This window comes from Persicimonas caeni (assembly GCF_006517175.1).
Classification (GTDB): Bacteria; Myxococcota_A; Bradymonadia; order Bradymonadales; family Bradymonadaceae; genus Persicimonas; species Persicimonas caeni.
Map to the genome: position 1 here is coordinate 7321559 of NZ_CP041186.1, position 12724 is coordinate 7334282.

The following is a 12724-nucleotide window of genomic DNA, read 5'->3' on the forward strand; positions in this document are numbered from 1 at the left end:
ATGATTCGCGGCTCGAGCCGCGAATCATCCGCCCTTAAACGTTAATCTTACTCAAATAGAAGGCCTTGCAAAAACCGAGGCGGTCTATTGCTCCGAGAGCAAGTGGTCGAGGAGGCGCTCGGTGCATCGATCGACGATGTCGAAGACGAGGTCGAATTGTGAGACGCCGCCGCCGTAGGGGTCGGGGACGTCGGTCCCCCGGTGTTGCGGCTCGGGCTCGAAGTTGCGCAGCAAGAGGATCTTGTCCGAATCGGCTCCGTCCATGCGCAGGGCGTGGCGCCGATTGGAGCGATCCATAGCCACGAGCACGTCGAACTCGTGGTGGTGAGCGTCTTCGAGTTGTTGAGCGCGCTGGTGAGAGATGTCCAGGTCCAGCCGGTCGAGGGCGACCTTCTGGCTTCCCGGGTCGGGCGCCTCGCCAATATGGTAGGCGCTGGTGCCCGCCGACTCGATATGAAAGCGCTCGGCGAGCCCGCGCTGCTCGACCTTGTACCGAAAGAGGCCTTCTGCCAGCGGGGAGCGGCAGATATTACCCAAGCAGAAGAAGATGATGCGTGTCTGGTTCATTTAGAAGTTGATGCGTCGGCAGGCGCCGTCAGCGGCACATTGAATCTGCGACTTATCGGTGCGCCACAGATAGGCGAACTGATTGAGCATGAAGGTGACACCCTCGGCGGGGTCGGGAATGGTGCTCCGGTCGAGAACAACTTCCATGGCGTAGGTATGTCCGCCATCTTCGACCTGATAGCGATACATCTCTTGGCTGCCGTCCAGGCTCTTGCCGCGGACATTGGTGCTTCCGGGCTCGGGAAGGTCCTCCGGCCACGCGTCACGGGGGAAACCGGCGGATACCAGAGCCTCGATGGTGATTTCATCACTCATAGCCAACCTCGGGTGGGGCATTGTCTCAACGCGGCGGGTGGCGCACCCATCGCGCTTGAAACATCGTTTCATCAGTGGGCGAAAAGATTTTACAGGCTAAGTTTGAGTGATTCCGCGCGTGTGTGCAAGGGGGGAAGACAAAAGAAAACCCCGCCCGAGGGGGCGGGGTTGATCGGGCTCGTGAGCCCTGACTCATCCAGCGGGCTTAGAAGTAGATGTTGGCCGCGATGGAGGAGGTGAACAGGTTGAGGCCGAAGTTGGGCTCGACGACGGCGCCGCCGTCAGCGACCTGCGTGGCACCCAGCAGGCCGACGTTGAGGCCGACCTGACCGCTGAAGCTTACGCGGGTGACGGGGAACCACTCCGCGCCGATACCGGCCGCCAGGCTGGCGGTGGTCTGCTCGCGGGGGTTGAAGGTTCGGTCGGCGTTGTCGTTGGCCTCGTCGATGTCACCGGTGGTCTCGTCGATGCCGTCGCTGAACGTCGAGAAGTTGATCAGGCCGAAGAAGTACGGCGCGACCGTGCCACGGGTGCGGGTGTAGTAGTTGATCTGCGGCGCGAGGGTCAGGCCGAAAGAGGTGGCGTCTTGGGTCTCGCCGGCGACCTCGGTGGTAGTTCCGACCACGTCCAAGCCCAGGTTCAGGCCGCCTCGGATATTGTCGGTGAGCATGTAGTGGTACCCGAGCACACCGCCGTTGGACAGGCCGAGCAGTCCGCCCAGCCCCGAGGAGTCGCTGGACACGTACGGATTGCCGCCGAAGGGGAACTGGAAGGCCAGAGCGCTTTCGCCGGCTTTGAGTGCGTTCTTGGGCGCCTGCGGGGCGTCTTGGGCCATGGCCGAGGAGCCGAGCAGAAGTGCAGCGATCGCGATGAGCGAAGCCAGCATGTGTTTTGCTTTCATCTTACATCTCCTTCAAACAGTGAATGTGATAAACAATTCGACGGCGCGTCGTTCTCTCTGCCAAAACGGCACGACCAGATGCGGCAGTATTTTGCGCCCGTCGAACAATCCAATTCACGGCGAAAGCGGCTCGCCGCGTGCCGCAGCATCTTCAGGTCGTCGGTCAACCTAGGCAGTCCTCGCAGAACGTCAACCTTACCCGACGACTTTTTTGTGACTTTTCCTCGTCGCCCGTTTCACGGTAAGGCCAAAAGTCGAGTCGACATTTCGATCAGGAGGAGACGATGAAACCCGCCGTGTTGATGACCGATCCGCGCAATTTCGCCATCAGGGGGGGCGCCAACCCGCATACCCGCCGTCCGGATAACTCACTGAAAGTGGTCGAGATCGACAAGGCTTGGCCCCAGTGGCACACCTACATCGACCAACTCCTCGACCGAGGCGTCGACGTCTACATCATCGACGCCACCCCGGAGTTGACGGGCATGGTCTTTGCGGCGAACGCCGGTTTTCTGGAGGGGCGCCTCGACGATCGCGCGCCCAGCGACAAGACGTTCTTCGCAAGCCACTTTACCGCCAAGCACCGTGTGGGGGAGTCGGCGCTCTTCGAAGATTTTATGGACCAATTCGGGTTTACGGTGGCCGAGTATCCCGACGAGTGGCGCTTCGAAGGGGAAGCTGACGCCTTCCCGGTCGGGCGAGGGGCTCAGAAAGAGTGGTTATTCACCTGGGGCTATCGCAGTGATGAGAACGTCGCCGACTGGCTCGAAGACCAGGTGATCGGCGAACCGTTCAGCCGCTTCAAGCTCACCGACCCAAAATACTACCACGGCGACTGCTTGTTGTGCGATCTGGGCGGGCCCTTCCTCGGTTGGACAGGTGGACTCGACGAGTCATCGAGCCAGAGGTTGCGCGAGCGGTTTTCGGAGCGGCTCATCGAGATGAGCGATGAGGATGCGGCCTCCTTTATCGGCAACTCCTTCTACGTGGAGACCGACGCGTCGCGGCTGCTCTACGCCCCCTCCGAAATCAGCTCGAAACTGCGCGAGCGTATCGAGTCGGAGGGCATCGAAGTCGTGCCGATCGATATCTCGGAGTTTTTCGGCAAAGGGGGCGGCGGGCCGAAATGCATGGTCTTCAATCTGGGGCCAGTCGACCCGGACGACCCGCGCCTGAGCGACGAGCAACGCGCTTTCCGCCGCGCGCGCCATGTGGAGACGCTTCGCCGTGAGGAGTATTTCCCGGTCGCTCCTTAGGATGCGCCTCGGAGCGCAGGCCTCAAGTGGTTGCTTTGGGACACAACAGCAGCCAGCGGAAGGGAAACTCCCAGGCGACGCTGGGCGAAGGGACGCCGGCGGCACGCGCCGAGCGAATCAATTCACGGCGGGTAAACCCGCGGAGTACCGATAAGGGGCCGTCGTTTCGCACGAGACGATTGCGCGTGAAGAGCGGAAGGCCGAGTCGGAGTCCCAGCCACGGCACCGGATGGCGCTGCAGGTCGTTGACCACCACCCCGTAACGACACAGGCGATACATCTTATCGAGCGCTGCCACCGCTTCTCGCCCGGGAAAGTGGTGCAGAACCAGTGAGGCGTGCACCACGTCGTACTGTTCTTCGTCGGGCAGGTCGAAGAGGTTTTCGAGCTCGAATTGCAGGCGCTCGGTGCGGGTGGTGCGCCGCTGGGCGAAGTCGATGGTCGTGTGGCTCAAATCGATCCCCTTGATGGAGATCGAAAACGACTTGTCCTCCGCCCAATCTGCCAGGCGCCGTGGGATGTCGCCACTTCCCGTGCCCACGTCGAGGACCGACAAGGTCTCCAGGCCGCCCGGGATCAATGATTCGACGCCGGCGACGCTGATCGCCGGGCCGCGGCTCAGGGCGTTGATCCGCTCGACCTGCAGCAGGGTCTCTTCGAGTTCATCTCCTTGAATCGACAGATCATCCATCAACTCCGAGCGTTCACTTCGTTTCGAAAAATCAGGCAGCATGCTCATCCATTTCTCCTCATGCGAACTGGCAGGCGCGGTGGAAAGACGAGGCCTCGGGCTGTATGCTTCGCCCGAGTTGGCGTCGACCTGGTGGGCAAGCGCCACGAGTTGAATAGTTTCAAGAATACTCGCATTCTATAAGCTGTACGGCGCCCGATAATGGAAGTGCTCTCGATTCGTGTACGACTCATGATGAATTCTGTTCGAGTAATTGCGCTGCTAATCGCTGTGTCGGCTGTGGCGATGTCATGTCGCAACCAGGCACCGGCGCGCGCTGCCGGAGACGGCACCCAAAAAGCTGTCTCCCAGAAGACCAACGACAAGCAACAAGATCGAGAAAGCGGGGCGGACGAGGCCAAATCCTACTACTATTCGCCGTTTGTCGTGAAGTTGGCGGGCGGAAAATTCGACACCGTATCGTTCAAGGACGTGGGGCTCGATCGCGAATCGACGGACGCCAATGACCCGCTTCTCGAGACGATCTCGCACTCCTTTGCGCGCAAGGTCGCCGCGCACAAGGTGCTCGGCTACCAGGCGGAAGTGATGTACGACGAGGAGATCCTCGACCCGTCGAACCACCTGTATTGTGGCCTCAATCACCTCTATGTCGATATCTGGCAGAGCAGTTCGCCCAAGCGTTGGGGCTATTCGCTGTGGTCCGGCTGCGGTGAGCTCGACAACTTCGCTTGGAAAGAGGTGCCAGACACCGTCGCCGACGAGGATCTGACACTCTACGTCGAGCCGTTGACGTCTCATATCGTCGACTCGCTCGCCGAAGCGGCCCGGAGCAACTGTTTCCAGAAGAGCTGCTAATAACCCTTCGTCAATCAGGTGCCGGGGCAACCGACCGGCGCGGAACACACCTGCGCTTCGAGGACGTTGAAGTTATTGCGACCTCGACTCGGTGGCTTATACTGCCTTTGTGTTCGCCGTGAGGGCGAGCGCTCTGTACCAAATCGGCGAGTGATGGATGACCAATTTCATGGATACCAACCGAATGAGACGCTGGATGCTGCTCGCGATCGTGGCGGCGGCACTGGTGCTCAGCGCCTGTAAGACCGGCAAAGGAAAGGGGGACGGCGACGACATCGAGCGCCAGCCTCCGATTCGCGCCAAGAGCAGTGATGCCCAAGAGCGCTTCGACCGCGCCATGGAAATGTTGCGTGACGGGCAGTACGATCGTGCCCGGGAGGCGTTTAGGCTTCTGCAGGCCGAGTTTGGCTCCGATCCGATCGCCGATCTCTCCGAGTTGTACGTTGCCCGGGCCTCGATGGGGCCGATTCGCCTCGGTGAGTCGTTGGCCCAGGAGGCCACCCAAGCCTACAAAGGCTCGGCCGAAGCCGCCCAGATCCTCGCCACGCTCGCCCAGAGCGACGACGTCGACAAGCGTATTCGCTACGGTGCCAAGGCCTATCATGCACTCGAAATGGCGTTGCGAGGCAAGACGAACGAGGCGCTGTCGGTTCTGGCGGATTACCCGAGCGCGTCGATCAGCGATGTGGTTCTCGACGCCGACCGCACGCCTGTGCGTGCGCTGCTCACCGAGAGCTTCTATCGCGCCGGTCGCAACGCCGAGACCCTCGAGGCCGCGGCGAGGCTCCACGCCGAGGTGACAGCCAGACACCAAGAACTCGTGCCGGCGACCGACGAGCCGCTCGAGCAGCCGACTGCAGGGGGGCAATCCGACCCGACGTCTGCGTCACAGGCAGCTAATTCGACGAGTCCCGAGGTTGCTTACCTCAGAAGCCTCGAGGCGCTGGCACGCCAGCGCGGATTCGAGGCCGCCGAGAAGAATATCGAAGAGGTCGCGCTCCAAGATTATCTGACTTCCGACTCGGCGTTTGTTCGAGCTGCGGCCGGCTGGGGCTTGCTCGGCGAGCAACTGGCAGACGGTGTCGGCGAGGAGCAGCGCGCCGCGCTCGAGGACCTGTTCAACCGCGTCGCGCCCGATTTGGTTCAAATTGGCGCGGGGCTGCGCGCTGCCGAGTTGTCGATGCGTCTTGCGGCGGTGGGGGGCCCAAAACGGCTGGCTATCGGCTTTTTGGCCCCTCTCACCGGACCGCACAAAGCGATCGGCCAGCGCGCGATGGCCGGGGCACTCGTGGCGATGCGCGCTTTCCACCACGCCGGCTACCCAGAGGTGACGTTGGTCTTCCAGGACTCGCGTGCTGACGCCACGGAGGCGTTCGAGCGGCTCGAGCGACAGAAGGTTCTCGCCGTCGTCGGGCCCCTCGACGTACGCCGAGCCAAGCAATTTGCGCCCTTGGCCCAAGCGGCAAAGATCCCCCTGATCACGCTGACGACCGAGGCGGTCGGTCAGTCGACGCCGTCCGATGCGCAGGCCACAGACGCCGAGGGCGAAGCCGAGCAGTCCGCGGCACCATACGTCTTTCGAAATTTCATCGACGCGGCCGCTGAGGCCCGCGCCGCCGCGCGCGTCGCCTTCGACGAGATCGGCGACCGCAAAGCCGCAGTGGTCTATCCCGACGTAGGCTACGGCCAGGTGACCGCCAAAGCTTTCGCCGACGAGTTCCGCGACCTGGGCGGCCAGATTGTTGCCGAAATCTCCTACGATCGATCGAAGTCTGATTTTGCCAATGTCGCCCGCCGACTCGCACGGGCGAACCCCGAGGCCGTCTTCTTGCCGGATTCGGCCGAGAAGGTCGCCGAGTTGACCGCGTTTTTCGCCAACGAGAATATCTGGGGCCTCGCCCCCACGCAGAAGCGCTCCAAGCGCTCCAAGCGCAAGCAGGTGCACTACCTGGGAACGAGCCTCTGGGAAGATCCGATGCTCATCAGACAGGCCGCCAGCTACGTCGAAGGCGCGGCCATCCCCGTTTGGTTCTCGGCTTCGCTCGAGACGGCGCCCGTTCGGGAGTTCGTCAATCGCTTCGAGGCGATCTACGGGCGCAAGCCCGAGAACTTCGAGGCGTTTGCCTACGACTCGGTCAACTGGCTGCGCTCGCTGGTACTCGAGCGCGGCATGCGTCGGCCGGTGGCCATTCGCGACGCGCTGGTCAGCGGCGACCGGCACCCGGGCGTGACCGGAACGGTGCAAATGACCGCCAGTGGTGAGCCGCGCCGCGCGCTCCGCTTTGTCACACCCACCGACGAAGGATTCGAGGCGCTCGAGTTCACCGCCGTCACCGGTCCGAGGGAGGTCGAAGAGGCTTCAGAGGCGGACGAGGCTGGCGACGAGGCTGCCGAGCAGGACGCCTCCTCCCAGAGTGCGCCACCCAACGAGAGCGCTAGACAATGAACTGGCGGCTCGTCGCAACTGTGGCTGTCTGTCTCGGCGTTCTAGCGAGCGCTCAGCCGGCGGTTGCCCAGCAGGCTGAGTTTGACGAAGAGGAGCTCTTCGAGAAGCCGGAGGCCGAGGAGGAGGCCTCATCGCGCGAGCAGGCCGGCCAGCGGCAAGTGAGACGCCTCGAAGAGAAGCCCCTCCAGCAGATGAGCGTCGACGATGCACGCGCCGCCGGGTTCGTCTTTGGCGATCCCGCCGAAGAATCGTCGCGCACCTCGGCGACCTTCCTGGCTGCGACCGCAGGCCTTTTGGCACACGGGGTGGGCCACTTCTATCTCGACGAGACCAATACCGCCGGCATGTTGCTGGCGGCCGAAGGCGCCTCCATCGTGTTGATGGCCAGCGCGGTGTTGTGGCCGTGGCTTTCGGATGGATCGACCGCCTCGAAGATGTACGCGCGTCCGGCCCTGTATGCCGGGGTGGGGCTCTTCGGGTTGTCCTACCTGCTCGATGTAGTGGGGACGATGCAAAGCGCTGACATCGGGCTGCCGGCCAACACACGCCAAACACGCGGTTTCTCCATCGAGGCGACCTACAGGCATCTGAGCTTGGAGGGGTTCGGCGATCAGACGCTGCAACTTTTGACAGCCGGGAGTACGGCCGACTTGGGTTGGGGCTATGTCGGCGCGCGCACCGACCAAGACGTCTATCTCGACACGTCGGTCTATGGGCTCACCCTCGGTGGGAGGCCCTGGCGAGGGCCCGGACGTCATACCTTTGCGTTCGTCGAGGTGGACGGTGAGTGGCTGAGCTTTGGGGGGATCGGTCGGTTTCGGCGCCTGGGCGGCCAGGCTCGTGTCGGCGTGTCGTTCGGCTTGGGTAATTGGATCAGCCAACTGCGCCACGTCGCCGTGGGCACCGCCATCGGTTATGGCCACCACTGGTACCGGTTTCCGACCGCGCAGGGCACCGACATGAGCTTTGCCACCTCAGCCGGCTATGTTCCCTTCGAGATGTTCATGCACCTCAACCTCACCGAGCGCCTCAACGCCAAGGCCGCCTACGAGCATCGAGAGGGAGATTTTTTGCAGACCAACCCAGCGGGGCTGGCCGTCGCCTCGGTCGAGTTCCTGTACCAGAGCACCGATCTTCTGCAGCTGGTTGTACGGGGCGAAGTCGGCGGGGGGCTGGGCCTCGTCGGGGGACTTCGGGTATCCTTTGGGAATTGAGCCGGAATATCTGGCAGGGGCAATCTCATCTAGCATCCCGCCGGCCAAACGGCTTCGCTGTTTGCTCGAGTTTTGCTAAAACCAACTGGCCGCAAGATCTACCGACTATCACAGAACGCACAACGAAGCGCGACGAGGAACGCTACTGATGTGGGACGCAATCTGGGTCAACCTGGTGACGGCGCAAGCTGAAGCCGCCAAAGAGCCTACGGGCATCGTCGACATTCTCATGGAAACCAGCGGAGTGGTGCTGGGTGTCCTGCTGCTGTTGGCTGCCCTGAGTGTCATCTCCTGGTATATCATCGGCTACAAGTGGTTCTACTTGCGCAAGGTGCGCAACGAGTCGCTCAAGTTCTTGGACGTCTTCTGGCAGTCCAAGCGCCTCGATGCGATCTACCAGTCGGCCGAAGAGTTCGCCAACGCTCCGGTAAGCCAGGTCTTCAAGGCCGGCTACATCGAATTGTCCAAGCTCAAGAATCGTGAGAAGCCCGAGGGCAACGACTCGATGAAGGTGCACCTGAGCGGCATCGAAAACGTCGATCGCGCGCTGCGTCGGGCGACGTCCAGCGAGATGACGCACCTGGAGTCGATGGTGCCGTTTCTGGCCACGGTCGGCTCGACGGCGCCGTTTATCGGGCTGTTCGGCACGGTCTGGGGCATCATGATCGCCTTCGTGAACATTGAGGCAGCCGGCGCCGCCGGCATCGACGTGGTCGCAGCACCGATCGCCGAGGCGCTCATCGTCACCGCCGCCGGGCTGTTCGCCGCCATCCCGGCGGTCGTCTTCTACAACCTGTTCGTCAACCGAATCAAAGTGTTGGGCGCCGAGATGGAGAACTTCTCGAACGATTTTCTGAATATCGTCAAGCGCCACTTCTTCGATTGAGCCGGCCCGTTAGGTTACTTTTTCGCAGCACGAGTAAGCGTCATGGCAATGAATACGGGCGGAGGAGGCTCGGAGCTCTCCGAGATCAACGTCACCCCGCTGGTCGACGTCATGCTGGTCCTTCTGGTCATCTTCATGGTGACCGCTCCGATGATCGAGCAGGAGGAGAAGGACAAGCGCAAGGTCGATCTCGACCTGCCGGTGACCCGCGACAACCCCAATCGCATCAACCCCGAGGACACCGACAAGCTGATCCTCGAGGTCGACCGCGACCTGAAGGTGCGTATCGGCGAGGAGTTGTTGGTCGATTGTGGTGACAAGAAGGAGGGCAGTGACCCGCAGCGCTTCGAAGCGTGTTTTACGACCGTCGAGAAGAAGCTCGTCAACAACCAGAAGCTCAAAGAGCAGGGCGAGCTCTACCTGCTGGCCGATACCGAGATCCCTTACGGCTTTGTGGTCGGCACGATGGCACGCATCAAGCAGGCTGGCATCAACAAGCTCGGGATGGTCACCAACCCCGAATACCTGCAGCAAGAAGCGGCTGAGGAAGCCGACAAATAACCGTGAGAGACCTCAACACCCAAATCGACCCCGGTCGGCGTGGCCCCTACGAGGCCCGTGAGCCGAACCAGGTCATGATGATCGTGGGCATCATCACCTCGATCCTGCTACACGGCTCGCTCGTCGGTATGATCGTGTGGGGCACGATGCGCGGCGGTGAGGATATCCAAGAAGAAATCGAGCCCAAAATGCTCGAATTCGAAAACGTCGAGCTGCTGGCGTTGGGCGAGAAGAAGCCCCCTAACCAATTGCCTCGCATGGCCAATCCAGCGCCTCCGGAGGTCAAAGAGGACGCGGTCAATCTCGCCAAGCCCAAAGAGAAGCCGCCCGAGCAGAAACCGGAAGAGAAGGAAGAGGAAAAGCCGCCCCAGGAGAAGCCCGACAAGCGCAAGGAACTGCTCAAGGGCCTCGAGAACCTGCACAACCCCAATCGCCCCATCAACACCGACGTGCCCGAGGGAAGCGAGCAGGGCGTGGCGCAGGGGACGATCACCGACGCGGCGATGGCCAACTTGATGGGCACCTACCAGGCCAAGCTGCTCGAGGTGCTCGGCAAGTACTGGAGCATCCCGTCGACGCTGAGCGACGCCGAAATAAATGAGCTCGCGGGCACGGTTGCGGTGTATGTGCGTTTGTCGGACTCGGGCCACGTGGTGAGCTACCGATTCCGGTCGCGCAGCGCCAACGACCAGTTCAACGCGAGCATCGACCGGCTCATGCGCCGCTTTCAAGTCAGCGGCGGCCGAAAGCTGCCCGTGCCGAACAACCCGGAAGTGCGTAAGCTGGTGCTCAAAGAGGGCCTGAACCTCAAGAATTGGAAGGCCATTACCGGGCGTTGACGCATCTGAGACTCTCAAACACGAGCGATTGAGGACTGATTGATGGTTATCAAGGTTGTACCGTTCTTGCCGCGAGCTCTGGCGACGCTCTTTGCGCTGTCGATGCTGCTCGCCGGCGGCTCGGCGTTTGCCCAGCAGGACACAAAAGACGACGGGTCGGAGCAAGCCTCCGAAGATGGCTCGGGCAAGGGAATCGACATCGACGTGACCGTCGGTGTGCAGCGAAAGCTCATTCCGCTGGCCGTGCCGGATGTCAAAGAGCCCGGAGGCGACACCGGTGAGGTCGCCGACCAGGTCCAAGAGATCCTGCGACGGGACCTGAAACTGAGCGGATTCTTCAAGATCCTCCCTAACGACAGTTTCTTTTTCGACCCGTCCAAAGAAGGGATGGGCGCCTCTCAAATCAAGTTCCAGAACTGGTTTAACGTCGGCGCGCAAGGGCTCATCAAGAGCGCAGTGCGCACCAACGACGACAAGGTCGTGCTCGACCTTCGCCTCTATGGCGTCGAGCAAGGCCAGCAGGCCAAGTTGAAGTGGACGGGCGGAGCCGTGCCCAAAGACGAGGTGGCCGAGAAGGTCCACGACTTCGCCAATGCCGTGCTCGAGTACTATACGGGAGAGCGTGGCATTTTCGGCTCACGCATTGCTTACGTGCGCCGCAAAGGTCAGTCGAAACAGGTCTATGTGATGCAACTCGGGGCCGACGGGGCCGCGCGCATCTCGAAGAACAACTCGATCAATATGCTGCCGTCCTGGGGCAAGGGCGCGATCTATTACACCAGCTACAAGCACGGAAACCCGGATCTGTGGGTCTACGAAGGTGGCAAGCGCAGAAAGCTCTCCTCGAAGCCGGGCCAGAACACTGGCGCAGACTACTGTGGCGGCAAGCTCGCCGTGACGCTTTCGAAAGGCGGGGAGAACACCGACATCTACCTGATCGACCCGAAGAGCGGGAAGGTGCAGAAGCGGCTGACGAAGCACTGGTCGATCGACACCAGCCCCTCCTTCAGCCCGGACTGCTCGCGCATCGCGTTCGTGTCCGGGCGTTCCGGCGGCCCACAGATTTACGTGATGGACGCCGACGGCTCCAACCAGAAGCGGTTGACCTACCAGGGGAGCTACAACACCCAGCCGAGTTGGTCGCCCAAAGGGGACGCCATTGCCTTTTCGGCGCGCGATGAGCGCAACGCCTTCGATATCTTCACCGTAGACCTCGACGGCAATATCGAGCGGCTCACGCAGGACCAAGGCAACAACTCCGACCCCAGCTTCAGCCCGGACGGCCGTTACGTCGTCTTCGTGAGTGACCGCGGCGGCAAGGGAAAGCGCGTATGGATGATGACCGCCGACGGAGAGGTCCAGAATGCGATCACCGAAGGCTCGGGCTATCAGTCCCCGGCGTGGGAGCGATGAGGCGGCCGTTGACGCGAAGCCGGGAACGCTAAGATTGCGATGGAGTGCACGACATGAAGCGATTTAACCTGATGACACTGCTGGCATTCATCGCCGGCGTGATGATGCTGACCGGTTGCCCGAAGCCGCCCAAAAAGGCGCTGTCCGACGCGCAGCAGGCGCTGCTGGATGCTCGCGGCGTCAAAGACTGCGCCAGTGACAAGTTCAAGGCTGCCCAGCGCTTGCTCGACGAGGCTGAAGAGCTCTCCAAGCAAGAGAAGTATGAGGAGGCCGAGCGCAAGGCAAAGGCCGCCCAGAAGCTCGCCCGTGAGGCGAAGCTCGAAGGGGAGGCAAACTGGGAAGATTGCCAGAAGAAGAAACAGCTCGCCGACAAGGCCGAGAACCCCGAGCCCGTCGAGGAGGAGGACGAAGAGGTCGACGAGCAGCTTACGCTCGACACCGTTTACTTCTCGTACGACAGCTCCGAGCTCAGCGCCGATGCCCGGGCGGTGCTCGATGAGAACGTGCGTTGGATGAAGAAGCACACCGACAAGCGCGTCGTCCTCGAGGGACACACCGACGAGCGCGGCACCCCGGAGTATAATCTGGCGCTCGGTGAAAGCCGCGCGCGACGCGTCAAGCAATACGCCGTGCAGATGGGCGTCGATGGGGATCGGCTGAGTATTCTGTCCTACGGCGAAGAGAAGCCAGCCGCGTTCGGCGCGACCGCATCGGACTACGCCAAGAACCGTCGCGTCGAGTTCGTGCCCAAAAACTAATCCAAAGCTGTTCCCGGAGCCG

At 61.9% G+C, this 12724-nt stretch carries 13 protein-coding genes; 9 read left to right on the forward strand and 4 right to left on the reverse strand.

Annotated features, from left to right (window positions below; all coding sequences use genetic code 11):
• Positions 1–84: 84 nt before the first annotated feature.
• The 3 genes from FIV42_RS27175 to FIV42_RS27185 all read right to left on the reverse strand — a co-directional run bounded on the left by FIV42_RS27175 (position 85) and on the right by FIV42_RS27185 (position 1783).
• Positions 85–567 (reverse strand): low molecular weight protein-tyrosine-phosphatase, encoded by a 483-nt coding sequence (locus tag FIV42_RS27175; RefSeq protein WP_141200738.1) that lies wholly within the window; start codon positions 565–567, stop codon positions 85–87.
• Complete coding sequence (locus tag FIV42_RS27180) at positions 568–882, reverse strand: hypothetical protein (protein WP_141200739.1); 315 nt, start codon at positions 880–882, stop codon at positions 568–570.
• Between the two features lie 205 nt (positions 883–1087).
• A complete protein-coding gene (locus tag FIV42_RS27185; RefSeq protein ID WP_141200740.1) occupies positions 1088–1783 on the reverse strand; it encodes a hypothetical protein in 696 nt (231 codons plus the stop codon).
• 284 nt (positions 1784–2067) lie between these two features.
• Between FIV42_RS27185 and FIV42_RS27190 the strand changes: the two genes are divergently transcribed.
• On the forward strand, positions 2068–3039 hold the full coding sequence (locus FIV42_RS27190) for a dimethylarginine dimethylaminohydrolase family protein (RefSeq protein WP_141200741.1): 972 nt from the start codon (positions 2068–2070) through the stop codon (positions 3037–3039).
• A gap of 22 nt (positions 3040–3061) precedes the next feature.
• Here the strand turns inward: FIV42_RS27190 and FIV42_RS27195 are convergent, their stop codons facing one another.
• Positions 3062–3778, reverse strand: a complete 717-nt coding sequence (locus tag FIV42_RS27195; protein WP_141200742.1) for a methyltransferase domain-containing protein — start codon at positions 3776–3778, stop codon at positions 3062–3064.
• A 237-nt stretch (positions 3779–4015) separates the two neighbouring features.
• Between FIV42_RS27195 and FIV42_RS27200 the strand changes: the two genes are divergently transcribed.
• The 8 genes from FIV42_RS27200 (at position 4016) to pal (ending at position 12702) form a co-directional block, all read left to right on the forward strand.
• The gene (locus tag FIV42_RS27200) at positions 4016–4585 is read left to right on the forward strand and encodes a hypothetical protein (protein ID WP_141200743.1); all 570 of its coding nucleotides are present in this window, start codon (positions 4016–4018) and stop codon (positions 4583–4585) included.
• Positions 4586–4769: 184 nt separating this feature from the next.
• Positions 4770–7031: a penicillin-binding protein activator gene (locus tag FIV42_RS27205; protein ID WP_168210984.1), complete on the forward strand. Its 2262-nt coding sequence runs from the start codon at positions 4770–4772 to the stop codon at positions 7029–7031.
• A gap of 20 nt (positions 7032–7051) precedes the next feature.
• Positions 7052–8245 carry a hypothetical protein gene (locus tag FIV42_RS27210; protein WP_141200745.1) on the forward strand — a complete coding sequence of 398 codons (1194 nt, stop codon included), beginning with the start codon at positions 7052–7054 and terminating at the stop codon, positions 8243–8245.
• Between the two features lie 148 nt (positions 8246–8393).
• Complete coding sequence (gene tolQ, locus FIV42_RS27215) at positions 8394–9131, forward strand: protein TolQ (RefSeq protein WP_141200746.1); 738 nt, start codon at positions 8394–8396, stop codon at positions 9129–9131.
• A gap of 42 nt (positions 9132–9173) precedes the next feature.
• Entirely contained in the window at positions 9174–9692 is a 519-nt protein-coding gene (locus FIV42_RS27220) for a biopolymer transporter ExbD (protein ID WP_141200747.1), read from the forward strand.
• A gap of 2 nt (positions 9693–9694) precedes the next feature.
• The gene (locus FIV42_RS27225; protein ID WP_141200748.1) at positions 9695–10531 is read left to right on the forward strand and encodes a TonB C-terminal domain-containing protein; all 837 of its coding nucleotides are present in this window, start codon (positions 9695–9697) and stop codon (positions 10529–10531) included.
• A 42-nt stretch (positions 10532–10573) separates the two neighbouring features.
• Positions 10574–11944, forward strand: a complete 1371-nt coding sequence (locus FIV42_RS27230) for a DPP IV N-terminal domain-containing protein (protein WP_141200749.1) — start codon at positions 10574–10576, stop codon at positions 11942–11944.
• A gap of 53 nt (positions 11945–11997) precedes the next feature.
• A complete protein-coding gene (pal, locus tag FIV42_RS27235) occupies positions 11998–12702 on the forward strand; it encodes a peptidoglycan-associated lipoprotein Pal (protein WP_141200750.1) in 705 nt (234 codons plus the stop codon).
• Positions 12703–12724 lie beyond the last annotated feature (22 nt).

Bases quoted from the DNA above. Each gene is read 5' to 3' on its own strand.
- FIV42_RS27175 (WP_141200738.1), bottom strand. From the start codon at position 567: ATGAACCAGACACGCATCATCTTCTTCTGCTTGGGTAATATCTGCCGC.
- FIV42_RS27180 (WP_141200739.1), bottom strand. From the start codon at position 882: ATGAGTGATGAAATCACCATCGAGGCTCTGGTATCCGCCGGTTTCCCC.
- FIV42_RS27185 (WP_141200740.1), bottom strand. From the start codon at position 1,783: ATGAAAGCAAAACACATGCTGGCTTCGCTCATCGCGATCGCTGCACTT.
- FIV42_RS27190 (WP_141200741.1), top strand. From the start codon at position 2,068: ATGAAACCCGCCGTGTTGATGACCGATCCGCGCAATTTCGCCATCAGG.
- FIV42_RS27195 (WP_141200742.1), bottom strand. From the start codon at position 3,778: ATGAGCATGCTGCCTGATTTTTCGAAACGAAGTGAACGCTCGGAGTTG.
- FIV42_RS27200 (WP_141200743.1), top strand. From the start codon at position 4,016: ATGTCATGTCGCAACCAGGCACCGGCGCGCGCTGCCGGAGACGGCACC.
- FIV42_RS27205 (WP_168210984.1), top strand. From the start codon at position 4,770: ATGAGACGCTGGATGCTGCTCGCGATCGTGGCGGCGGCACTGGTGCTC.
- tolQ (WP_141200746.1), top strand. From the start codon at position 8,394: ATGTGGGACGCAATCTGGGTCAACCTGGTGACGGCGCAAGCTGAAGCC.
- FIV42_RS27220 (WP_141200747.1), top strand. From the start codon at position 9,174: ATGGCAATGAATACGGGCGGAGGAGGCTCGGAGCTCTCCGAGATCAAC.
- FIV42_RS27230 (WP_141200749.1), top strand. From the start codon at position 10,574: ATGGTTATCAAGGTTGTACCGTTCTTGCCGCGAGCTCTGGCGACGCTC.
- pal (WP_141200750.1), top strand. From the start codon at position 11,998: ATGAAGCGATTTAACCTGATGACACTGCTGGCATTCATCGCCGGCGTG.